Here is a 23,779-nt window from a genome sequence, read left to right on the forward strand (position 1 = left end):
CCCGGCCCGCCAAAAGCCGGCAACTTACTGCACCACCACGCGCAAATAGGCGCGAGTGCCATTGGCCCGCACCCCACTCAGGATGTACAGGCCCGCCGGAATATTTTGCAGGGACAGGTTCTTCTCGCCATCCACGGGTTCCGGCCAGCGGCGCACCACGTTGCCCTGTAAGGAGTACAGTTCCAGTTGGCCGCTTTGCGCAAAGGCAGCGGGCACAGTGAGGCTTTCCCCGGCCGCAACCGGGTTGGGCCAAGCCGTGAGGGGAAGCAACGTGCCAATCTGCAGGCCAAGGAGGTTGCCGGCGCTGAGGAATACCTCTTCCCGGGCGTCGCTCCGGAGGCTACCGCCAACTACAACCTGTCCGGTGACGGGATGCACAAGCACACCGCCCGCCGAAGCACTCAGGCTTTTGCCCAGCTGGTAAACCACCGGCTCTAAGTAAGGCGGACTATATGGAGAAGTAATTTCCCGGGTAAAGTAACTGCCATCAGCGGCCAGCTCGCAGATTTCCAGGCTCACGACGTGACTACCGCCGCGGGTGCCCATCACTACCAGGTGGCCGTTGGGAAGTTGTGCCGCGTGCGTGGCATTCAGTAGCAGGTTGCCTTTCGAGTAAGCTCTTGACCAGCGTACCGCACCCGTGCTCAACTGGATTTTATCGAGCTGGCCCCCGGATACCACCAGCACCTCATCGGCGGTCAAGGGCACCACATTCTTAACTTCCATATTCACCGAGTTGCTGTAGGCCAGTGCCGGCAGGCTGACGGCCGGTCCCCAGCTACCGGCTGCCGAAGCCGGAACGAGCGTGGCCTCCGCATTGGAGCGCACCACATAGGCCAACGGGCCCGCTGGAAGCAAAAACAGCCCCAGAATTGAGCCGGGCTGGGGCAGAGGTAGTTTGCGCAACTCTTCGCTGGTGGGGCTGAGTAGCCGCAGGCATGAGCCGCTGGGTTCGTTGGTGGCAACCCAGAAGTTTCCGGTTGCGTCGGTTACAATGCCGCTGAAAGGCGGCACCCAGGTACGTGTGGGCTGAGTGCGCTGCTGCCAGGCCACGCGGCCATCCGGATTTACCAGCATCAATATTCCGGTTGTTTCCGTGTAGCCGTTGGCGTCGGTCTTGCGGGTTTGCGCAGCCAGCAGCATCTGGCCCGCCGGATTTACGTCAGCTGCTGCCACACTCAGCTGTTCGGCGTTGGCAAAGGAATACTCCCGCGTCCACACTTGTCGGCCTCGCTCGTCCGTACGAATCAGGTACAGGTTTGTGGTGTTGGTGTGGCTGGATTCACTGCTACCCGCCAGCACAAAGCCGCCGCTCGGTACGGGCACAATGCGGTTGCAGGTTTCGTGCCGCTCGCCACCATACAGGCGTTGCCAGGTTGACTGTGCGCGGGTCGTCAGACTAAGCAACAGCCCCAGCAGGATAAGCGTAGCGCGTAGTAAGCAGGAGTGCATCAATAGAAATAGTGCTGAATGAAAAGATGGGATTGGCGCTGCTTCACCACTACATCATTACTGATGTTGTCGCCCAGCAGGCGAAGCACTTATACTGGGCTAATATCTTGAATTACGTCACTATATAATATAAACAGGAGACGAAGAACTCCTAGACCAGCGCCAGCCGGGCCGCCTCGGCATCCAGGGCCAGCTGGGCTTTCAGGGCGTCCAGGCCGTCGAACTTCTGCTCGTCGCGGAGGCGGGCCACAAACTGTACCGTTAGGGGCTGGTCATACAGGTCACCGTCAAAATCGAGCAGGTGGGCCTCCACGGTTTGGGCGAGGTTGCCACCCACAGTGGGGCGCACACCAATGTTGAGCATGGCCGCGTGCCGGGTGCCGGCGGCGGTAGTGGCCATAACGGCGTATACGCCCCGGGCCGGAATCAGCTTCAGCGGCTCCGGACATTCAATGTTGGCCGTGGGCCAGCCAATGGTGCGGCCCAGCTGCCGGCCCTTCACCACCACGCCCGTAAGAGGATACTGGTAGCCCAGGTGGCGGTTGGCCGTAGCTACGTCGCCGGCTTCCAGAGCCCGCCTGATGCGGGTGCTGCTCACGCCCACGGCGTCCACGTCTTCGCGCGGAATTTCCTCTACCATCATCCCGTACCGGTCGGCGTGCTGGCTTAGGTAGTCGAAGCCGCCCTCCCGGTTTTTGCCGAAGCGGTGGTCGTAGCCAATCACCAGCTTGCGGGTGCCCACCGTGCGCAGCAGAATTTGCTGGATATACTCCTCCGAGGTCCAGCCCGCAAACTCCCGGGTAAAGGGAATAACCAGCAGGTAATCAACTCCAAACTCGGTCAGCCGGGCACTCCGCTCCTCCAGCGTATTCAGCAAATGCAGGTTCAGCGGCTCGGAGTGGGAAAGGGGCGGCCCCAGCACCAGGCGCGGGTGGGGCCAGTAGGTAATTACCACGCTGGCCCCGCCACTGTGACGGGCGGTTTCCTGGAGCCGCCGCAAAATCTGCTGGTGCCCGACGTGTACGCCATCAAACGTACCACTGGTAACCACCGCATTACCAAGGTGCGGAAACTGGGCCGGGTCCTGAATTACCTGCATAGGTGGTGCGGGGGCGGATTATGATGAGTACTAGTCTGGATGTGGTATAGAAACGCAGCTTTTCGCGTCTGCTGCCAGCTCCATACGGTTGCTACGAAACCCTTACGGAACTACAGCGCGCAAAGAGTTGCGTCTCAGCGCTGCAATCGGGCAACGTTTTTTTTACGCAACCGGCGAATCGGCGGCTGGTTGGGCGGGCGGACCGGCGTGGGTGGCGTTAAAGTAATCGAGGCCGACGCGCCGCTCCGGCAGCCGCTCCCGGCGCGGGCGGGCGGGGCGGTCAGCGTCTCCCGCGGGGCGGGGCGGGCGCAGGGCCTCCAGGGCATCCATCGTGAGGGCGTCGGCCAGCCGATACTCGCCAATGCGGGTGCGCACGAGCTTGGTAAGGTGGGCCCCGCAGCCCAGGGCTTGGCCAAAGTCGCGGGCCAGACTACGGATGTAGGTGCCCTTGGAGCAGGTAACGCGGAAATCCACCTCGGGTAGGGCCACGCGGGTAAGCTCAAACTCCCGAATTGTTACCTGTTTGCTCTTAATGTCGGCCGCGTCGCCCCGGCGGGCTACCTCGTAGGCCCGCTCCCCGTTCACCTTCACGGCCGAAAACAGCGGGGGCGTCTGCTCAATACTGCCGATAAACTGCCCCAGGGCAGCCCGCACCTCCACTTCGGTAAGATGCTGCCAGGGCAGCTCGGCATCCACGGGGGTTTCCAGGTCGAAGGAGGGCGTGGTCTGGCCCAGGCGGAACGTGCCGGTGTACTCTTTTTCCTGGGCCTGAATCTGGTCGATTTGCTTGGTCTTCTTACCAGTGCAGAGAATCAGCAGGCCGGTAGCGAGGGGGTCGAGGGTGCCGGCATGCCCGATTTTTTTGATGCGCAGCGTGTTTTTGACTTTCCGCACCACATCGAACGACGACCAGGTAAGGGGCTTATCGACCAGCAGTACCTCACCGGCCTCAAAATCGAAGCCAGCCGCCGCGGCCGGGGTTATTTCAGCGTGTTCCATAGATAACGGGATGCCCCACCGGGGTGGCAGGGCAGCGTAGGGCGGCAAAAGTACGGACTCCCACCGTAGAACGATGTCATTCCGAGCAGTGCGCGGAAGCTGGGTGAATTATTCAAGTACTTGACCCAGCTTCCGCGCACTGCTCAAAATGACAATTCCCTGCTAGATAATCTGCAAGGGAATGCCCAGGGCCAGCATAATCAGAATGACGAGGCCCACCACAATGCGGTACAGGCCAAATGCCCGAAAACCAAACCGGGACACAAAATCCACGAACGACTTCACCGCCAGCAGGGCTACCATGAAGGCCACCGCGTTGCCGAACAGCAGCAGCTTGATATCCTGCGCGCCGGGCGCGGCCACCTTAAAGGTTTTGTAAAGCTGGTAGGCCGTAATGACGAACATGGTGGGCACCGCCAGCAGAAACGAGAAGTCGGCCGCTGAGCGACGGTCGAAGCCCTGGGCCAGGCCGCCCACGATGGTGGCCGCCGAGCGGGATACGCCCGGAATCAGGGCAATGCACTGGAACAGCCCGATTCGGATGGCCTGCGCGTAGCTCGGAGTGGTTACCTGCTTGCGCGGAGTGTTGAAAAGCCGGTCGATGAACAGCAGCACCACGCCGCCAATCATCAACGACCAGGCCACCACCGCCACGTTTTTGAGCAGAGCCTCAATGATATCCTTGAGCAAAAAGCCCAGAATACCAAAGGGAATAAAGGCCGCCGCCAGTTTCAGGTAGAAGTCGAAGCTCTGCAAAAAACGCCGCCAGTACAGCGCTACCACTGCCAAAATGGCCCCGAACTGAATGGAGGTAATGAAAGTATCGGTGAAGGGGAGCTGGCCGATGCCGAGCAGGTTGGCCACGATAATCATGTGGCCCGTGCTCGAAACCGGCAAAAACTCAGTCAGGCCTTCAACAATTGCCAGCAGCAAGGCGTGCCAGTACGACATAGGAGGGGAGTTGAGAAAGGAATCCTGGAGGTTGGGGACGGAGTAGAACGCGCACCCCGAAGCAGGGCTTTGGCTTGCGTAGGAAGGAGATTACCCCCAGCCGGGAGCCGAAGTGCCGCTTCGGAGTACATGTGCGCCCACTGCAAATAGCTTCGTCCAGCCCTCCAGAAACTTACCGCTTGTAAGTAGGCGTGGTGATGACAGGCTTGGCCGGAGCCGGCTGCGAGGGCACGGTAGTAACCGTGGCGGCATCCTGGGCGACGGGTGCCGTGGTGCCGGGCCGGGCCATAATGGCCCAGAACTCGAGCACAAAGCCAATAGCCAGCAGAACAGGGCCCAGGGTAATGCCCAGAAATCCTTCACCGTAATCTTCCGTGTCAAGCGTCATAGTGACGAAGCCAGCGGCCAGTATGGCCAGCCCAATAAACATCAGGCGGTAGTTACGCGGCCCGAAGGCAAAGCGGGGAGTAGTCGGTTCCATGAACGCAAAGGTAGAAGGGCCGCGGCAACCTGCCGCACAATTTCAACCAACAGAAGGATTTGGGGAATGAAGCTGGTTGGTGGTGGTTGATTGCTGGTTGATTGTTCGGTCATCCTGAGCTTGCGAAGGACCTCATTACGTTTGAACGACCATCATAACAACGACTCGTTCTAGCGTGGTAAGGTCCTTCGCAAGCTCAGGATGACCGAACAATCAACCAGCAATCAACCACCACCAACTACCAATCAATACAACTCATCCAGCGACATGCCGAGGTATTTGCGCACGGCTCGCCAGGAACTGAGGAAGCCGATGCCCATGCCCAGCAGCACCAGCGCCACGGCCAAGGCCCCGAACAGCTGCACATCCTGCAGCAGGCGCAGCTCGGCCAGCTGCAAGTAGGCGTACTGTAGCAGTGCCAGCAGCAGCAGGCCCGCCAGCAGGCCACTGGCCAGCCCCTGCCACACGGCCCGGCGCATAAACGGCCACTGAATGAAACCCGGCGTGGCCCCCACCAGCTGCATACTCCGGATGAGGAAGCGCTGCGAGAATAGGGCCAGCTTGATGGTGTTATTGATGAGCACCACCACCACAAACGTGAGTACGGCCGCAAAGCCCAGCAGCACTAGGCTCACGTTGCGCAGGTTCTGATTCACGGAGGTAATCAGGCTCTCCACGTACTCCACCTCAAACACGCCCGGTTCCTGTTGCAGCTCCTGCTTGATGCGGGCCAGCTGGGGGGCATCAGCGTAATCGGCGTTGATTTTGAGCAAGTAGGCGTCGCGCAGGGGGTTGTCGCCGAGGAACTGCTGGAAGTCCTCGCCGGTCTGGTCGATGAGCTGCTTGGCGCCTTCTTCTTTGGAGAGGAAATGGACCTGGGGCTTGCCGTCCTTGCGGGCCAGGTAGGGCTTTTGGGCCAAATCCTGCTGGAGCCGCAGCAGCTGGGTTTCGGGCAGGTTGCGCTCCAGGTACACCTGCATTTCCAGGTTCTCCTTCACCAGCGTTGAAACTTTGTGGGCATGAATCAGCAGCAACCCAAACAGCCCGATTACCAGCAGGGCCAGGGTAATACTGAAAACCACCATCAGGTGCGGATAGCTGCCTAGTTTCTTCTTGCGGGTTGGGCGGGGCATACAAAGGTGAAATTGTGAAGGGTGAAGTTGTGAAGTTGTGCGGGGTACAGCTGCTGATTCACAACTTCACCCTTCACAATTTTACCTTTACATCACCGTGCGGGGGTCGTCGTCGATTTGTAGTTCGCGGGCTTTGCGGGCGTTCTGGTCGCGGCGGCGCAGGCGCTTGCGCGAGAACAGCTCCCGGAAGGTATCAAACTGCTCGGTATGCAGCAACGATACGCCCGCCCGGGCCTGGTTTACACCCTGAGTAAAGCTGGTCAGGTCGCGGGGCGTGGTTTCGTAGCGCAGCTTGGCCCGAAACTTCCCGTCGGGGCGCAGGTAGTATTCCATGCTCAGGTCGCCAATAACGGAGGTTTGGGCCGAGGCAATCGGCTGGGTGCCCGAGGTGGAGCCCGAAACCGTGTTGTTGCCGAAGCTGCCCTCCCGCGTAATGCGCAGCCGCCCGTTGAGAAAGGAGTAGCTCAGGCGCAGCTGTAGGGCCTGAATATCCTCGGCAGTCAGGCCGTTGAGGTTGAAGCTGATTTCCAGGTTGGGGTCAATCTGGGAAGTGAGCAGGCCCAGCTGCGTGGAGATAATCTGGCCCAGGGAATTGCCAATGGCGTTGTTTTCGCCCTGTAGCCGCGTCACGGCCAGGGAGCCGATGGGCGTGAGCTGGCGGAATACCACCAGACTGAATACCTGCCGGTTCAGCTCCTGCTCGTCGTTGCGGATGGCCGACAGGAACGGGGCCAAATCTCCCTCCAGCGACGAGGGAATATCGTTGAACTCCAGGTTCAGCTTGATGATGGGCTGCAACAGGGGGCCCGTCAGGTTCATTACGGCCGTAACGGGCACCACGGCGGTGTTGGTAGGGCCGCTGCCGGTATTGTAGATAATCGGCGCCAGGGAGGTGCGCTGGGTGTAGGTGGCCGTTACGTTCATTTCGCCGGCCAGTGGGTCGCCGTTCCAACTGATAACCCCGCCGGGCCGCACCACAAATTCCTTGTTCACCAGGCCCTGCAAGGTGAAGTTGTAGGCCCCGCGCACAATTTCCACCTGCCCGTACATATTAAAGTCGCCGCGCGTATCAATGTTCAGGCGCAGCTGCCCGGTGGCCGTGCCCCGGATAATGTCGCCGGTGCTTTCATCCAGCAGCAGCTCCACGTACGCATCAGGCGTAATATCCAGGTTCATATTCAGCCGAATGCCCGACAAATCAGACGTGCCCGCCACCTGCACCGGGGCCGTGCGGGCCGTGTCGGGCAGGTTGCGGTTCACAAACTTGATGTACTTAGCCTGCTCGGCCTTGGCGGCATTATCAAACGGCAACGACACCCGCGTACCGGCTTCCGAGCGGGCCGTCACGTTGATGAACAGGTTATCGGAGGGGCCGCGTACCACGGCCGTGCCAGTGGCGTAGGCCTGCCCGAAGTACAGCTCGTTATCCTTGCGGGTGGTATTGAGTACCTGAAGCTTACGGTAAGTGGCATTCAGGTCGAGCCGCATGTTCTGGAAGCCCTGCTCGTAAATGTTGCCATTCACCACGCCGGTATTGCCCTGGGGGTCGCGCACGGTTATGTTCTGCAAGGCAATCCGGTCTTCCAGGAAACGGATCCGGTCGGAAAATGTGTAGGTGGTGCCGAGGTAGATGAACGTAAGCTGCCCGTTGCTGACATCGAGGTTGCCCGTAAGCACGGGCGCTGAAAGCGGGCCGGTAAGGCGCAGCGTACCCACGGCCGTGCCGTTCAGGTCGCGGAACAGCGTGTTAAGAAAAGGCTGGGCCAGCTTGATGGGGGCGTTGTCAAGGATGCCGGTGAGGTTGAGCTGCTGCCGCTCCTCGCCGGGGGCGTAATAGCCGGTTACGGCCACTACCCGCTGCTGCTCCCGGGCCACGTCGAGGTTCACGGCCAGCCGCCGCAGGGCATTGTCCCAGTCGCCGCGGCCCTGCACGTCCCCAATCAGTACGTTGTCCATCTGCAAGGAATCTACCTTGAGAGTGGAGTTGATAACCAGCGGCCCGTACACCCCGCTGATGGTGCCCAGGGCATTCACCCGGCCGGCAAATTTCTGCCCGCCCGTCAGGCCGCTGAGCGTAGTCAGCTCGAAGTCCTTCACGGTGAGGGCCAGCGGCTTGTTGGGGTTTTCCGACAAAAAACCTTGGGCGCTGATGCTCTGCCCGCCGTTGCTGAGTGTTACGTTCTGGAAGTCGAACTCCCGGCCCCCGCCCGAAATAACCAGCGAGTTATCGGGGGCAATGGTCCACTCCTTGCCCAGCACGTTTACCCCTGACTGCCGGAAAGTAATTTTCACGGCATCGGCCAGGAAAGCCAGGGCCCCGTTAATCTGGGCTTTATTGGTGGTGCCCGTTTGGGCCAGGGAAGTAGAAAAATTAATTTTTTCCTGGTCCCAGACGCCTTCCACGTAAAAATTCTCGGTGGCTCCCAGCCCCGGCACCCGCTGCCGCTCCGAGGTTACGCTGGCCTGGGCCAGCACTTCCGGCTGGTAGGGCAGCTTGGAGGTAGTCAGGTCGAACTCGCTGCCTTGCAGGCGCAGGCTGTCATAGCGCAGGTCCTTCACCAGCCCGCCCAGCTGGAAAATAGAGGTCTGCCCGTTGCGGAAAGAGCCTTCAATAAAGGTAGAGTCCGACACGGTGAGCTGGGGCATGAACAGGTGCAGCAGCGGGTTGGGGCGCTTGAGCAGCATACTCAGGCCCACTTGGTAGTCGGGGAGGGGGCGTTGGCGCTTGCGGCGGTAGTAGTCGGCAATGGCCGCGTCGTTGCTGGCAAAATTGAGGCGGTATTCTCCCACCAGCGTGGTTACGTCCCGGATAACAGTAGTTGGGGTAAAATTGCCGGCCAGGGCCAGGTTCAGTACTTCGGAGCGCACCGTTAGCTGGCGCTGTCCCCGCCCGTACTGACTTATCATGTCGAGCGTATCGATGGGTACCGTGCGGCCGGCGTAGCTGAGGCGGGAGTTACGCAGGCGCACGTAACCCAGCAAATCATCCAGCTTCAGCCCCTTAAACTTTATATCTGCCGTAGTGGCTACCACCACGCTCTGCCGGGTTAGGCCCAATGCCCGCAAATCGGCTTTGCGCACCCGGGCGCGCAGGTCAAATGCCTGGCGGGCTTTATTGAGCTCCACCGAGCCGTCGGCGTCGAACTGCAGGTTGGGGTCGTTGGCAGCCAGCTTACCCGTGAAGGATTCGCGGCTGAACCGACCGTTGGTGGTGATGTTGCGGTAGCGGTACCCGTTCAGCCAGATGCTGGGGATGGTGGCATTGGCCGTAAGGCGGGCCGTGCGCATATCAAAGCCCACGCCGGCTACTTTGCCGTTCATCGTCACGTCGCGCACCATGCTTTCATCACCCAGCAGCTTGCCCAGCTGAAAACCGGTGGTGCGCACGGTGCCCTCGTAGCTGCTGTAGCGCGGGTCATTCTTGAACTTCAGGTTCACATCCGATACCACCGAGCCCAGGGCGGTCTGAAAGGAGCCATTAGCCACGAAGTCGTTGTAGAACCCCAGAAACTGGCCTTTGAGCCGCACCGTGCCCAGCCGCTGCACGTAGGGCCAGCCCGGGGCCGGAATGTAGCGCCGGATGTCGCGCCCGTCCACCACCGAAGGCTGCAGGCGCATTTCCACAAAGCTTTCCTTGAGATTGGGCAGCCCTTCTACGTTAATACTACCCTTCACCCGGGTATTGCGGCCGTAGCGGATGTCCAGGTTTTTGGTGGTGAAGTTGCGCACGTAGCCCTTGGCTTCCCCCGAAATCAATACGGTTTCCTTCAGCTCGCGCATAAAGGGCTGGGGCGCAAACTTGGCAATATCGTCGGAGTATACCCGGCTGGGCTGCAGGCGGGCAATAACTTTTACCGAGTCGTTGAAATCGGTGAAATTCAGGAAATGCTCGTACTCAAACCGCACATAGTTGCTGAGCTGGCTGTTCTGCACGCGCAGCATCAGCTTATCAAACTCCCAGAACTTGCCCGCGTAGGTCATGTTCGAGGTCAGCTCGCGCAGGCGGGTGCCGGAGGGCCGGTCCACGGTGCGCAGGCCCGTAATGTTGGCATGAATGGTGTCTCCCCGAAACCACAGCTGGTCGGCATCGGCGTAGATGCTGTCCAGGTACATGTGGGCATAGTCCATGGTGCGGCCATACTCCGGAATGCGCGGCACGTTCTGGCGCTCCAGCACAAAGCGGCCGTTGCGCAGGCCCAGGGCCTCAATCTTAAAGTCGAAGGGCTTGCTGACTTTGGTGGTATCGGAGGGGCCCAGCAGCCGCTTCACCGAGCGGATGAACTGGTCGAGGGTGGTGGAATCGGGCTGGTCCTGGTAGGTGAGCAGGGTGAAACGCGGCTCTTCCAGCGTAAGCTTGCCCACGTGCAGGTGGCTGGGGTCGAAGACGGTGAACAGCCGGATGTCGGCATCGGCCCGCCCAATATTGAACAGCTCGTTGCCGCGTCGGTCGAGCACCCGCACGCCTTCCAGCAATACCCGCGAAAACGGCCGGATATCCACCCGGTTTACCAGCACTTTCTGCCCCAGCTTGTCGGTGAGGATGCGGGCCGCCCGTTGGGCCACGTTGGTTTGCACGCTCGGAATCCGCAACGCCACCAGTGCCCCCACCACGGCCAGTACCCCCACCAGCAGCAGGGCAAACACAACCTTCAGGATGACGGACAGAAACCGGGGCACAGAGGAGAGGAACTGAAACGGGGCAACAACAAAGATAGGCACTTACCCCCGACCGTTGCCTGGGGGGCTGCTGCCGGCAAAAACGTTTGCCCGCCGCGCAAGGTTAAAGAAAACGCCCGAAGCGGCAATCTGGTGTTTTGCTCCGACCTTTGCCGGACGAATTATGAATGTTGAGTTATGAATGATGAATTGGCCACGACGCCAGTTTGCTGCTTTCATAACTTACAGGTGTTGCAGCGCGCCTGTGGATTCTACTCAATTCATAATTCATACCTCATCATTCTACATTCCAAATGACCATTCTCGCCATTGAGTCTTCCTGCGACGATACCTCGGCCGCCGTACTGGTAGGTGGGGAAATCCGCTCCAATGTAGTAGCCACCCAGCAGGTGCACGAGCAGTACGGCGGCGTGGTGCCCGAGCTGGCCTCCCGCGCCCACCAACAGCACCTGATTCCGGTGGTGGAAGCCGCCCTGCAGAAAGCCGGCGTCAGCAAGCAGGACCTCGACGCGGTGGCCTTCACTCAGGGGCCGGGTTTGCTGGGCTCCTTGCTGGTGGGCGGCATGTTCGCGAAAACGCTGGCTCTGGCCCTGGGCAAGCCGCTCATTGCCGTAAACCACATGCGGGCCCACATTCTGGCCCACTTCATCGAGGAGCCCCGGCCGCAGTTCCCGTTTCTGTGCCTCACCGTGAGTGGGGGCCACACCCAGCTGGTAGTGGTGCGCTCGGCTATGGATATGGAAATCATCGGGCAAACCACCGATGACGCGGCCGGCGAGGCCTTCGACAAAACCGGCAAGCTGCTGGGCCTCCCGTATCCGGCCGGCCCCCACCTCGATAAGCTGGCCCGCCAGGGCAACCCCACCCGCTTTCCGCTGCCGGTGGGTACCATGCCCGGGTACGACTTCTCATTCAGCGGCCTAAAAACCGCCGTACTCTACTTCCTGAAAAAAGAAGTAGCCCAGAACCCCAACTTCATCCAGGAAAACCTGCCCGACCTCTGCGCCAGCATCCAGCACACCATCATTCAGACGCTGTTGCGCCAGCTGCGCCGCGCCGCCCACGACCAGGGCCTCCGCCAGATTGCCCTGGCCGGGGGCGTGGCCGCCAACAGCGGCCTGCGCCAAGCCTTGCAGGACGAAGCTCAGGCACAAGGCTGGGAGGTGTTCATTCCCGCCTTCCAGTTCTGCACCGATAATGCCGGCATGGTGGCCATGACGGCCCATTTTCAATACCAGGCCGGCGACTTTGCCGACCAGCTCGTCAGCTCCGACCCGCGCCTGAAACTGACGTAGTCCATTGTCATTGCGAGGACGGAGGACGAAGCACCCGCAGGACAGCGCAGCTAATCCTTCTTCTTCAGGGTTGAGAGCATCCGAATTCGACCAACCCGATGTCGAGCCGCAATAGGAAACAGGCCGTCATGCTGAGCTTGCCGAAGCATCTCTACCGCTGACTAATCAATTACTGTTGCAACGAAGCGGTAGAGATGCCTCGGCAAGCTCAGCATGACGGCCTTTTTTTTGACTGTCCACACCGCATAGTAGAAGACGCAGGATATTGCGTCTCTACGGCCATTCTGAAACCAGCTATTTTCAGCCCGGCAACAGCCCCGATGCATTCGGCTGCGTACAACCCCACCCGCTACCGCAGGTCTGGCCCGAGCTGGAAATCTGCGTAATCAGCGAAAAATCCGCGCCCATCAGTGATGAAGAAAGACGATAAACCCAAGAACATCAATATCCAGAACCGCCGCGCCCGCCACGAGTATAGTTTCCTGGCCAACTACGACGCGGGCCTGATGTTGCAGGGTACCGAAATTAAGAGCATTCGGGAGGGCAGTGTGCAGCTGCAGGATGGCTTCTGCTCCTTCCACCAAGATGGTAGCCTGTGGGCCCACAACATCACCATTGCCAAGTACACCGAAGGCACCTACAACAACCACGAGCCCACCCGGGCCCGCAAGCTGCTACTAACCAAGCGGGAGTTGAAACAGCTGGCCGGCAAAGCCACCGAACAGGGACTTACCATTATTCCGGTGCGCATGTTTGTTAACGACCGGGGATTTGCCAAGCTGGAAATTGCCCTGGCCAAAGGCAAAAAGCTCTTCGACAAGCGCGACGACCTCAAGGCTAAAGATCAGAAACGCGAAATGGACCGCGCCCGGGACTATTAGGTGAACTAGTGAGGTGGTGAAATGGCGAGTTTTTACGTGGATGTTTGGCCGCTTGGGTTTTAAGCGGGAGCTTCGCACAACTACTGGGTAGTGGATTTGAGGAATCGACATCCGCTTACCTATGGTGAGCCACAAACTCACCATTTCATCACCTCACTAGTTCACCACCTTGGAATACGGAATCTGCGCGCTGAGTGCCGTGCCGGTACGGGCCGAACCCTCCGATAAGGCTGAAATCATTACGCAGCTCCTGTTTGGGGAGTGCTACACCATTTTGCGGGCCCAGGACCAGTGGCGGCAGATTCGGCTGGCAGCGGATGGCTACGAGGGCTGGTTCGACAGCAAACAGCACCTGCCCGTAACGCCTGCCTACTTTCAGCAGTGGCAGCAGCAGGACCACCCCCGCACCCTGGATGTGGTACAGATGGTGAGCAACGAGAGCACCCGCATCCCCGTTACGCTGGGCACGCGCCTGCCTTTTTTTGACGGCATGACGCTGCGAGTAGGAGAACGGCAGCTGTTTTATAATGGAGCAGCCACCAACCCCCAAAACGGCCACGGCCCCCTGGGACCCACCGAGGTACGCCTGCGCCTGCTCCAAAAAATGGCTCAGACGTTCCTGAAAGCCCCCTACCTCTGGGGCGGGCGTACCTTGTTCGGTATCGACTGCTCCGGTCTGATGCAGCAGCTCTACGGCCTGATAGGCGTGCAGCTCCCCCGCGATGCGCACCAGCAGATTCAGGTGGGCCAGCCGGTACACTTCGTTGCCCAGACCCGCCCCGGCGACCTGGCGTTTTTCGATAATGCCGAGGGCCGCATTATTCATGTAGGCTTGCTACTGGAAGACCAGCAGATTCTGCACGCCAGCGGAGAGGTGCGCGTCGACCCCCTGGACCACAACGGCATTTACCGCCGCGACTGGCAAAAATATTCGCATAAGCTGCGGCTGCTCAAACGGATTTTGCCCGAGGAGTAAATTGAAATTTACCATCAGCACGTCCTTCCGAGCGAGGCCGAGGAATCTCGCGTGCTAACGTCAGGGATGTTACCGAACCATCAGCGCGAGATTCCTCGGCCTCGCTCGGAAAGACGTGCTGCAACCAGTACTTCTCCCCACCGAACTAAACCCTTTGTCTATTGTTAATACGCTAAGAATCATCTAGCTTTCTGGCAGACCAGATTCTTTTTTCTTAGCGTAGTATGGACCAAAAGGTGCTTGTGTTAAACGGTGACTACACAGCCATTACGCTGTGCAGTGTGCAGAAAGCTTTTGTGCTTCTGTTTCTGGAAAAGGCCGAATTGATTGCCAAATCAGAAAACGGGGTGTTGCGTACGGTGAGCAAGGCGTTTCCCAAGCCTAGCATCATCCGGCTGCAGCGGTACGTGCGGGTACCCTATAAGGGTATTGCGCTGAGCCGGCATAACATTATGAAGCGGGACCATTTCGAGTGCCAGTACTGTGGCTCGACCAAAAATCTTACCCTCGACCACGTATTGCCCCGAAGTAGGGGCGGCGACTCCAGTTGGGCCAATCTGCTAACGGCCTGCGCCCGGTGCAACCATGCCAAAGGGCACCGCACCCCCCAGGAAGCCGGCCTTACCATCAGGCAGCAGCCCAAAAAACCTACCCTTACCGGCTTCCTCAAACTAAGCGCCGGCACCCTCGACCAAAACTGGCATCCCTACCTCCACTAAAACCGGTGGCCTCCATGGCTGACCGGTTTTTTGTTGGGGTAAGCCCGGTGGTAGTGGGGAGGAATGCAACGTTTCTCGCTCGGGTAAGCTCTTGAGCAGACATGCTTGCTATTTCCTCTACTTCTACTTCCCTATGAAACAAGTTGTACTTCTGCTGTGCCTGTGCTGCATTGGCCTGCTGCACCTATCCTGCAAAAAAGAAACGGCCGACGAAGTGCGCATCCGGGTGAAAAACACCAGCGCCTACCGGTTCGATGCGGCGTACGTGAACACCAACGGCGGCGAAAATGACTACGGTTCCCTTAATGCGGGGCAGGTATCTGAGTACGCCACGTACAGAACGGCCTACAGCTACGCCTACATCAAGGTGACGATAAACGGGCAGGAGCTGCGGTGGCAGCCTATTGACTACGTGGGCGAAACGCCGCTGCAACCCGGTAACTACACCTATGTAGTAGATGTAGTGGATCTGGCCAGTGGCCGTCTGAGCCTCAGGCTGGACAACTAAACCAGTAAATACCAGAACCCCACCGCGCCCCGGTAGAACTTGATTGGTCCTGTCGGGGTGCGGTGGGGTTCTGTCCGTTAATACCGGTCGGCGGTGCCCTCTACTGTGTTACCACTCACAAAAGCCTGCAAGTCACGGTTCAGGCGGTCTTTTTCGGTGATAAACAACCCGTGGGGGGCGCCGCTATACTCCACGTACTGCGCGTGGGGTACAAACTGCGTCATCCGCTCCCCACTCACTTTCGCCGGTACCGTGGCATCATCACCGCCATGGATTACCAGAGTAGGCACGGTAATGGTCTGCAAATCCTGGCGGAAGTCGGTAGCAGCAAAGGCGTACACGCACTGCTCGGTGGCGCGGGGCGAGGCCAGCTGGCAAATGCTCTGCATCCAGTCGAGAGTAGCCTGGCTGACCGGGTGGCTGATGGTGCCTACGCCAAAGAACTGCTTACCAAACGTTTTCAGAAAATCGAATCGGTCTTTGCGGATGCCCTCCACCATGTTATCGAAATTCTCCTTGGGCGCTCCATCGGGGTTTCCTTCGGTTTGGAGCAGGAAGGGGGTTACGGCGGCCACAAAAGCTACTTTGCTTACGCGGGCGCCCTTGTACTTGCTCATGTAGCGGGCTACTTCGCCTCCCCCCATCGAGAATCCCACCAGCGTCACGTTCTGCAGGTCCAGCTCCGTGAGCACCGCGTTCAGGTCGTCGGCAAAGGTGTCGTAGTCGTTACCATCCCAGGTTTTGCTGGAGTTACCGAAGCCCCGGCGAGTATAGGCTACCACACGGTTGCCGTGCTTGGGTAGCTCAGCCAGCTGGTACTCCCACATTTCATAGGTGGCGGGCCAGCCATGAATCAACACAATGGGGTTGCCAGTGCCCTGGTCGGTATAATGCAGTTTTACGTCGGTGCCGTTAGCATCCTGGCCGGCTTTGATGTAGCTCATACGAAAGTTGTAAAGAAGGTGAGGGAAGAAGTAGTCAATGAATTCAGGTATCTACATACGCCCGGCCCTGGCCGGGGATAATCGAATGCCAAGAAGTTGCACGAGTTTGAACGCATAGCCAAATTCTGCGTTATTTGGGCCAATGAGCTTCCTTTCTCCTTCTCGCCCGGCCTGGCTGCTTCGCCTGTTGCCCGCCCCTCTGGCCCTTGGCCTGCTGCTAACGGCCTGTAATTCCGGCTCCGACAAACCGGCCGCCGAAACTGCCGATACCTCCGCGGCAGCCGCTCCCGTGGTGGCCCTCACGGATAGTGCCTCCTGGTATCAGCAGTTCCGGGGGGTGCTGCCAGGTTCCACCGACAGCATTACAGTGCATCTGCAGCGCATAAACGACGTGCCCGGCGAAAACACGCTGGGCCGCCTCGTGGGCTTCTATGCTGCCGCCGACGGCCACCCCTTTGAGTTGACCGGCGACGTGAGCTGCACCAAGGACAGCCTCCGCCTGCGCGACACCAGCCACGAGCTGCTCAATGCCCAGAACGAAGGCCCGCAGTGGCTGCTCAAGCAGGAGGGAAGCACCTTGGTAGGTACGCGGGCCGGGCAGCCGGTGCGCCTGCGCCTACTGCGCCAGCCAGGGGGTGTGCGCTTTAGCACCCGTACCTTCGCCGCTGCGGTGCTGCCCCGTCCCGAAAGCCCCCAGGACAGCGTATTCGGGCAACTTTCCATGTTTGCCCTGGTGCCCGAATCGGGAGCGAGCAAGGAGAAGCTGGCTGCCAACCTGGCCCGGGGCCTGCGCGGCGACTCCCTGGAAGCAAAGCCGGCATTGTCGCTGGATGCCCTGTGGGAGGAGCAACTGGCCTACTTTACCAAGGAGTACCGCAAGGAGGTGGCTCCTATGGTGAGCAAAGTGCTGGCCGACACCACCGACGACTACCAGCCTCTGGCCACGCTCAGCTACGAGCAGCAGGCCAATACCTACGTGCTCTGGAACGAGGGCGACCTATTGAGCATCGGCTACTTCGGATATGATTTCTCGGGCGGCGCGCACGGCATCTACGGCACCTACGTGCGCAGCTACGATACCCGTACCGGCCGGGCCCTGGGCTTCAATGATATTTTCAAGCCCGGCACGCGGCCGCAGCTGGAAGGCATCCTGGGCCGCTACGCCCGTCCGGCCCTGGGCCTGAAAGACGGAGCATCTATGACCGGCAAGCTATTTAAAAACTCCCTGCCCGTCACCCGCAACGTGTACCTGACCAGCGGGGGCGCAGTGTTCGTGTACCTGCCCTACGAGGTAGCCTCTTACGCTCAGGGCGAAATCAGCGTGTTCGTGCCATATTCGGCCTTGCAAGCTGTACTAAAATCCGGTCTACCCATCGGCAGCGGCCAAGCGGTAGCCCGTAAGTAGGAGGTAGCTTAGGGCGCGTAAGGCGTCGTCTTTACATCGTTTATGAACAGTCCGGCCCGCCGCGGAATACCTTCAGTAGCTGAAGTATTCTGCGGCGGGCCGGACCTTTATGGAGTACCATTAGGGTTGGAGTAGTAGCCAGGACCGTCGGTGTGTAAAATCCCGGGCTTTTGCCGCATTGGCGCAGCTTCGGGGGCAGAAGCGGTACCTTTGGATCAGTTTCTCTTTATCACCTCCTATGCAAGCACCCAAATTCGCGGCTTCCCGTTCCTTTCATCAGGAACTGAAGCGTCGCACCAATGCCTATTTTCAGGAAGCGGGCAAATCCACTACCGGGGGCAAGCGCCTGCTGTTCAAAGCCTGCCTCCTTACGGGTACTTTCGTGGCCGTGTATCTGCACCTCGTGTTCTGGACGCCGGCCCCGGCTTTGGCTTTGGCCGAGTGCGCCTTATTGGGTCTGGTAGGGGCGGCCATCGGGTTCAACGTCATGCACGACGGGGCCCACGGCTCCTTCAGCAAAAGCAAGTGGGTCAATCAGTTTGCCTCCTTCACCCTTAATGTGATGGGCGGCAACTCCTTCATGTGGAACATGAAGCACAACCTCATTCACCACATGTACACCAACGTGGAAGGCGTAGACGATGACCTCGACGCTCAGCCCTGGCTACGCCTGAGCCCGGAGCAGCCCCGCCGCAAGCTCCACCGCTTCCAACATCTGTATTTCTGGTTTTTCTATGCCCTGCTGTTTATTGCCTGGATTTTCTACATGGATTACCAGAAGTATTTCAAAGGCAAAATCGGGGAGATGCCGCTTAAAAAGATGACTGCCTCCGACCAGAGCGTTTTCTGGGGCTTTAAGGTGTTGCACCTGGGCTTATTTGTGGCCCTGCCCATTTACACGGTTGGCTTTCTGGGCTGGCTGGCTGGTTTTCTGGTGTTCATGGCGCTGGCCGGTTTCACCCTGAGCATCGTGTTTCAGCTGGCGCATACCGTGGAGCACACCAGCTTCGTAATACCCCACGAAACCACCCGCAAGATTGAGGACGAGTGGGCCATTCACCAGATCAAAACCACCGCCAACTTCGCCACCGATAATAAAGTCATCAGCTGGCTGGTGGGCGGCCTCAACTTCCAGGTCGAGCACCACCTGTTCCCCACCATCTCCCACGTCCACTATCCGGCCCTGAACAAAATCATCCGCCAGATGTGCGAGGAGTTCAACATCGAGTACAACGAGTATCCCAAGATGCGCTACGCCGTAGCGTCTCACGTTGCACACCTGCGCGAGTTGGGCCGGGCGTAAGTTTGGATAGTCGAAGGAAAGAGGGCTGTGCAGCAATGTGCAGCCCTCTTTCCTTTGAGTGTTTAGCTAAATTTTTGTTTTGTTACAGTCCGGAATAAGAACTTATAAATGACTTAAAAATGACTGGTAAACCATTGCTCGTTGTATGGATCATCACTGCAGGACTATTTGCTAGTAAGCAAGATCAGCACAAAGACTCCACTAATAACTTCGCAACTTATCTGTCTGGAGAATGGCGCAGTAAAAAAACAATCGAATCTGGAGCATACTACTCTGTCAAGGTCACGAAGAGTAAGAACAAGCAACTCAATTTTCAATTGTTACTTCCACACGGTAAACAGTGGATACGGCCATTATTACATGATAGCATGATTGTGATGTCTAAAGTACCTGTTGGAGTGACGAAGGCAAATCAATTACTTAAGTTGCCAGATGTGTATGTAATCAGGTATGTGGGGCCAAATACTTTTGCGTTTGTGCCTAGTGAGACTACTGCTAGACAGGAGTCCGTTTTGCTACTAAGTGGCGCGGTGTTCGAACGCCAGAAATGAAAGGCGATATGAGGAATTTGCAAGTAGTCAACCGCCATAGGAATGAGATACGAATACTGCTGTGTGCGGGATTGTCTTTTGCATGTCTGGAATTTGTCAAATATCAGTGGAGTAGCTATATAGCCAGAAATGGCCGGCAAGTAAGGGGCTACATTACAAGTAGTAACAGTAGTAATGTTCATGTATCCTATGAAGCTGAAGGGATGAGCTATGATAAGGTAGTTGCTAACCCTGGAGCAGCTTTTTCTCAAGGGGATAGTTGTACTCTAAAGTATCATCCTGATTATCCTAGTGAGATAGTGCTGTCGACGAATCGTTAAGGCTTGAGTTAACAATTGTTCCGGTGATGTTAAATCCTGCAGAACCAGTAGTACTTACTCTGCCTCAAACTCCGTATCTTTGCCGCCCCGCCAGGGTGGCGAGGCCGGCGTAACTGCGCTGTGTATCAAACAAAAACGCGCTCCGGAGGCGGGCCCTGCGCCGGACGTGTACACGAGGGCCATTGCTAATATCATGGCAGAAGTAGTAGACAACTTCGACTGGGACAACGTTTCAGCCAACGCTTTCGGTGGTAACTACACCGCTGAGCAGCGCGCCGAAATGGAGCAGATGTACAGCAGCACGCTGACCACTGTTCAGGAGGAAGAAGTAATTAAAGGCACCGTGGTTGGTATCACCGACCGTGACGTAATCCTGAACATCGGCTTCAAATCCGATGGTCTGGTGCCCCTCTCCGAATTCCGTGACCTGCCCGAGCTGAAAGTAGGCGACGAGGTGGAGGTATTCATCGAGGACCAGGAAGACCAGAACGGTCAGCTGATCCTGTCCCGTAAGAAGGCTAAGATCAAGCAGGCCTGGAAGTCGATTTACGACGCTCTGGAGAACGACACCGTTCTGGAAGGCGTAGTGAAGCGTCGCACCAAAGGCGGTCTGATCATGGACCTGGACGGCGTAGAAGCCTTCCTGCCCGGTTCGCAGATCGACGTGAAGCCCATCCGTGACTTCGACATCTATGTGGGTCGTCGCATGGAAGTGAAAGTGGTGAAAATCAACGCTGCTTTCGACAACGTGGTAGTTTCGCACAAAGTGCTCATCGAGAAAGACCTCGAGAAGCAGCGCGAAGCCATCCTCAACAACCTGGAGAAAGGCCAGATCCTGGAGGGCGTTATCAAGAACATGACCAACTTCGGTGTGTTCATCGACCTCGGCGGCGTAGACGGTCTGCTGCACATCACCGACATCTCGTGGGGCCGCATTGCTCACCCGAGCGAAGTGCTGCAGCTGGATCAGAAGCTGAACATCGTAGTGCTGGACTTCGACGAAGCCAAGAAGCGTATCAGCCTCGGTCTGAAGCAGTTGACCCCCCACCCATGGGATTCGCTGCCCGCCGATATGGGCGTAGGCTCGAAAGTAAAAGGCCGTATCGTGAATGTCGCCGACTACGGCGCGTTCATGGAAATCATCCCCGGCGTAGAAGGCCTGATCCACGTTTCGGAAATGAGCTGGAGCCAGCACCTGCGTAACCCGCAGGACTTCATCAAGCAGGGCGACGTAGTAGAGGCTCAGATCCTGACCCTCGACCGTGAAGACCGCAAGATGAGCCTGGGCATCAAGCAACTGACCGAGGATCCGTGGACCCGTGGTGACTTCGCTACGAAGTACGCCGTTGGTACCAACCACAACGGTCTGGTGCGCAACCTGACCAACTTCGGCCTGTTCGTAGAGCTGGAGGAAGGTGTAGACGGCCTCGTGCACGTTTCCGACCTGTCGTGGACCAAGAAGATCAAGCATCCTTCGGAAGTTGTGAAGGTAGGTGACCGTCTGGACGTGGTAGTTCTTGAACTGGACGTTGCTAACCGTCGTCTGGCCCTGGGCCACAAGCAGCTGGAAGAAAACCCCTGGGATACGTTCCAGACGGTATTCACCCCCGGCTCGGTGCACAAGGCTACCATCACCGAGAAAACCGACCGTGGCGCGGTGCTCGAGCTGCCCTACGGCATTGAAGGCTTCGCGTATCCCAAGTCGCTGGGCAAAGAAGATGGTTCGCAGGCTGAAAACGGCGAAACACTCGACTTCCGCGTGGTTGAATTCTCAAAAGATGACCGTCGCGTAGTTCTGTCGCACTCTGCTGTGTACAACCAGCAGGCTGAAGAAGACAGCCGCGCTTCGAAATTCACCAAGAAGAAGCCTGCAGCTGGTGCTGCTGCTCCGGCCGCTGGTGAAGGCAAAGTTGCCGATCTGAAGAAGGCCGAAAAATCGACCCTCGGCGACCTGGACGCTCTGTCGGCGCTGCGCGACAAAATGCTGGGCAACGAGCAGGGCGCTGAGTAATCAGCCCCCGGCGTAAGCCACTTGAAGAAGGCCCCGACGCAAGTCGGGGCCTTTTTTGTAGCGCGCAGCTCCGCTTCGCGCACGAGCCGCAGGCGAGTTCCTACGCGGATGGCGTAGCACCGGGATACTCGCCGGCGGCTCGTGCGCGAAGCGGAGCTGCGTGCTACAGGCAACGGCAATGATTTTTTTTCGCACACTCCCAGCGTCTTACCGTTGGGGGGGCACGAAAACCGCTTGCCGGCTTTGCCACAACGGGATTAAGCCGTATGTTTGCATCCTCAAAGCCCCTGGTGACGTGACCGAGTGGCTAGGTAGAGGTCTGCAAAACCTCCTACAGCGGTTCGAATCCGCTCGTCACCTCTTGTTGATGATTGCTTCCCGCTGTAAACTAGCCCTTTACAGCGGGATTTTTTTATTCAAATATGACGTGGGTTCAACAACCACTCTACATGAATGAAAAAATGCGCTACGTTAATCCCAGGGCGGAGAATTTTGTACAGAATGAGTTGTGCTCTATAATTTGGGTTCACACCAAGATTTGCTAGAGTTGCCGCGGGAGGGATATGATACTCTTATGTACGCCAGTCTGCATACAGTGTTGAAATATTTAAAAAAGCCTCGCTGGGTAGGGCGAGGCTTTTGTATTTCCTATCAGGGAAAGGCTAGTTGCCTTTAGCAAGCCGGAGATGTATAGGCTTTTCAACAAACTTATACAGGCCAATAGCTAACAGATTAAGTAAGATAAATTTCAATATCAGGTTGTGCGTTAGATAAATATCAAGCGCAGTGCTAAAAATTCCAACGTGGATCAGATAAAAAGCAAAAGAACTCTTACCAAGTATATCGGCTGATTTGGACTCCAACGCTACTCGCAGCCAACTTCGCTCTCTTAATAAGCCATAATATAGTGAACAGATACTAAGTAGCAGTAGTAGTGTGCATGAAACAACGATTAACAAGTCAACGGCGCTAAGCTGGTGCTCATAGTCAATAGTGAATAGGGTAGAGATATAGAGAAAAGCCGCAATTCCACTTACGCCTAACCAAGTGCAATACGATGCAGCGGATGGCTGGAGATTTTTTTGACAAACCACTAGTAAAGCCAGCGCCATTCCGCCCAAAAACTCCGTGCACCGGCCGAAGAAGGTAAAATTGAAATTAAAGCGGATAGACCCAAAAAAACCAAGAGGAGCCCATGGACTAAAAATCAAAACCATTAATACTCCGAACCCCAGCAGAAGCGGCAAGTAAGCCAACAATCGTTTTGGCCGCTTTGCCACGCCGTAGATTAGGAAGGGAGCAAGAATATAGAAGGTTTCTTCTACAGTCAGTGACCAGCCTTGGCTTACCCCAGTAAACTTAAGATCATCGAAAAAGCCGCGCAAAAAGGTTAAGTTGGTTACAACTACAATCAGTTTATCAATCTTGCTGTAATTGTGCCACCAGCCTACAGGGTCAAAGCGGCTATCAAGACTAAAGGCAAAAAATGTAAGTAACGTCAACAGCAAATACATCGGATAGATCCGGGCAACTCGGTTGCGCATGTATGTACCCCACCACGACCAAGTAAACGCAACTCTATTGTGATATCGAAGTGTTATCAGAAAGCCACTTAAAACAAAAAATAAACTTACGCCGATATGAAACCCCGATACAAAGTCATGTGCAAGTTGAGCCCGGCCTCCTGCATGGAATGGGTTGAAATGATAGAAGAATACTAGATAGGCAGCAATTGCTCTAAATCCGGTTAGCGCAGCAAAATAAGGTTTTTGAGGTGAATAGTTCGTCTCAACAGTTGGTTGCATAGGCGAGGAATAATGTACTCAAAGGTATTATACTATTTCGAGAGACAAGTTGTACTGCCTACTGAAATATATAGAAGCTGTTTAGAAAGTCTGGCAGGATAAGTCAGAACGTCGTACTGAGTTTGTCAAAGCATCTCTACCGCTTAGAGCGTGTTTGGGAATTAGGTAGGGGCTAAAAAGAAACGAGTCAGTAAGTTGCGCGGGGAGTTCCTAGGCTTCCACGGGCATTATGGTTGATGGCTACCAACCCCTTACTGACTCGCAGTGGC

The 23,779-nt window shown here is 57.3% G+C and carries 18 protein-coding genes and 1 tRNA gene; 10 read left to right on the forward strand and 9 right to left on the reverse strand.

The features are described 5' to 3' along the window. Window positions 1-24 precede the first annotated feature (24 nt). From EI290_RS20295 to EI290_RS20325, 7 genes are all read right to left on the reverse strand, one after another. On the reverse strand, window positions 25-1,452 hold the full coding sequence (locus EI290_RS20295) for a T9SS type A sorting domain-containing protein (protein WP_125433470.1): 1,428 nt from the start codon (window positions 1,450-1,452) through the stop codon (window positions 25-27). A 151-nt stretch (window positions 1,453-1,603) separates the two neighbouring features. Next, entirely contained in the window at window positions 1,604-2,551 is a 948-nt protein-coding gene (locus EI290_RS20300; RefSeq protein ID WP_125433471.1) for a bifunctional riboflavin kinase/FAD synthetase, read from the reverse strand. Window positions 2,552-2,713: 162 nt separating this feature from the next. After that, entirely contained in the window at window positions 2,714-3,550 is an 837-nt protein-coding gene (truB, locus tag EI290_RS20305; RefSeq protein ID WP_125433472.1) for a tRNA pseudouridine(55) synthase TruB, read from the reverse strand. A 162-nt stretch (window positions 3,551-3,712) separates the two neighbouring features. Beyond that, complete coding sequence (locus EI290_RS20310; RefSeq protein WP_125433473.1) at window positions 3,713-4,501, reverse strand: undecaprenyl-diphosphate phosphatase; 789 nt, start codon at window positions 4,499-4,501, stop codon at window positions 3,713-3,715. A gap of 172 nt (window positions 4,502-4,673) precedes the next feature. Next, on the reverse strand, window positions 4,674-4,982 hold the full coding sequence (locus tag EI290_RS20315; RefSeq protein ID WP_125433474.1) for a DUF3098 domain-containing protein: 309 nt from the start codon (window positions 4,980-4,982) through the stop codon (window positions 4,674-4,676). Between the two features lie 245 nt (window positions 4,983-5,227). Beyond that, the gene (locus EI290_RS20320; RefSeq protein WP_125433475.1) at window positions 5,228-6,115 is read right to left on the reverse strand and encodes a cell division protein FtsX; all 888 of its coding nucleotides are present in this window, start codon (window positions 6,113-6,115) and stop codon (window positions 5,228-5,230) included. Window positions 6,116-6,202: 87 nt separating this feature from the next. After that, window positions 6,203-10,792 carry a translocation/assembly module TamB domain-containing protein gene (locus EI290_RS20325; protein ID WP_125433476.1) on the reverse strand — a complete coding sequence of 1,530 codons (4,590 nt, stop codon included), beginning with the start codon at window positions 10,790-10,792 and terminating at the stop codon, window positions 6,203-6,205. A gap of 293 nt (window positions 10,793-11,085) precedes the next feature. Between EI290_RS20325 and tsaD the strand changes: the two genes are divergently transcribed. The 5 genes from tsaD (at window position 11,086) to EI290_RS20350 (ending at window position 15,171) form a co-directional block, all read left to right on the forward strand. Next, complete coding sequence (tsaD, locus tag EI290_RS20330; protein ID WP_125433477.1) at window positions 11,086-12,087, forward strand: tRNA (adenosine(37)-N6)-threonylcarbamoyltransferase complex transferase subunit TsaD; 1,002 nt, start codon at window positions 11,086-11,088, stop codon at window positions 12,085-12,087. A 413-nt stretch (window positions 12,088-12,500) separates the two neighbouring features. Continuing rightward, window positions 12,501-12,968, forward strand: a complete 468-nt coding sequence (gene smpB / locus EI290_RS20335) for an SsrA-binding protein SmpB (RefSeq protein WP_125433478.1) — start codon at window positions 12,501-12,503, stop codon at window positions 12,966-12,968. A gap of 169 nt (window positions 12,969-13,137) precedes the next feature. After that, window positions 13,138-13,944: a C40 family peptidase gene (locus EI290_RS20340; protein WP_246009019.1), complete on the forward strand. Its 807-nt coding sequence runs from the start codon at window positions 13,138-13,140 to the stop codon at window positions 13,942-13,944. 224 nt (window positions 13,945-14,168) lie between these two features. Continuing rightward, window positions 14,169-14,663 carry an HNH endonuclease gene (locus EI290_RS20345; RefSeq protein ID WP_125433479.1) on the forward strand — a complete coding sequence of 165 codons (495 nt, stop codon included), beginning with the start codon at window positions 14,169-14,171 and terminating at the stop codon, window positions 14,661-14,663. 133 nt (window positions 14,664-14,796) lie between these two features. Beyond that, complete coding sequence (locus EI290_RS20350) at window positions 14,797-15,171, forward strand: hypothetical protein (RefSeq protein ID WP_125433480.1); 375 nt, start codon at window positions 14,797-14,799, stop codon at window positions 15,169-15,171. A gap of 77 nt (window positions 15,172-15,248) precedes the next feature. On the opposite strand, the gene EI290_RS20355 is transcribed toward EI290_RS20350, so the two are convergent. Beyond that, entirely contained in the window at window positions 15,249-16,115 is an 867-nt protein-coding gene (locus EI290_RS20355; protein WP_125433481.1) for an alpha/beta fold hydrolase, read from the reverse strand. Between the two features lie 142 nt (window positions 16,116-16,257). Here EI290_RS20355 and EI290_RS20360 point away from each other — a divergent pair, with 142 nt between their 5' ends. The 5 genes from EI290_RS20360 (at window position 16,258) to EI290_RS20380 (ending at window position 22,065) form a co-directional block, all read left to right on the forward strand. After that, window positions 16,258-17,520 (forward strand): DUF3298 and DUF4163 domain-containing protein, encoded by a 1,263-nt coding sequence (locus EI290_RS20360; protein ID WP_125433482.1) that lies wholly within the window; start codon window positions 16,258-16,260, stop codon window positions 17,518-17,520. A gap of 238 nt (window positions 17,521-17,758) precedes the next feature. Beyond that, window positions 17,759-18,823, forward strand: a complete 1,065-nt coding sequence (locus EI290_RS20365) for a fatty acid desaturase family protein (protein ID WP_125433483.1) — start codon at window positions 17,759-17,761, stop codon at window positions 18,821-18,823. A gap of 119 nt (window positions 18,824-18,942) precedes the next feature. Beyond that, entirely contained in the window at window positions 18,943-19,374 is a 432-nt protein-coding gene (locus EI290_RS20370) for a hypothetical protein (RefSeq protein WP_125433484.1), read from the forward strand. Between the two features lie 513 nt (window positions 19,375-19,887). Next, window positions 19,888-21,705 carry a 30S ribosomal protein S1 gene (gene rpsA, locus EI290_RS20375; protein ID WP_125433485.1) on the forward strand — a complete coding sequence of 606 codons (1,818 nt, stop codon included), beginning with the start codon at window positions 19,888-19,890 and terminating at the stop codon, window positions 21,703-21,705. Window positions 21,706-21,994: 289 nt separating this feature from the next. Then, window positions 21,995-22,065, forward strand: a tRNA-Cys gene (locus EI290_RS20380). A gap of 302 nt (window positions 22,066-22,367) precedes the next feature. Here the strand turns inward: EI290_RS20380 and EI290_RS20385 are convergent. After that, entirely contained in the window at window positions 22,368-23,510 is a 1,143-nt protein-coding gene (locus EI290_RS20385; RefSeq protein WP_125433486.1) for an acyltransferase family protein, read from the reverse strand. Between the last annotated feature and the right edge of the window lie 269 nt (window positions 23,511-23,779).

The organism is Hymenobacter metallilatus, assembly GCF_003944705.1.
Lineage (GTDB): Bacteria > Bacteroidota > Bacteroidia > Cytophagales > Hymenobacteraceae > Hymenobacter > Hymenobacter metallilatus.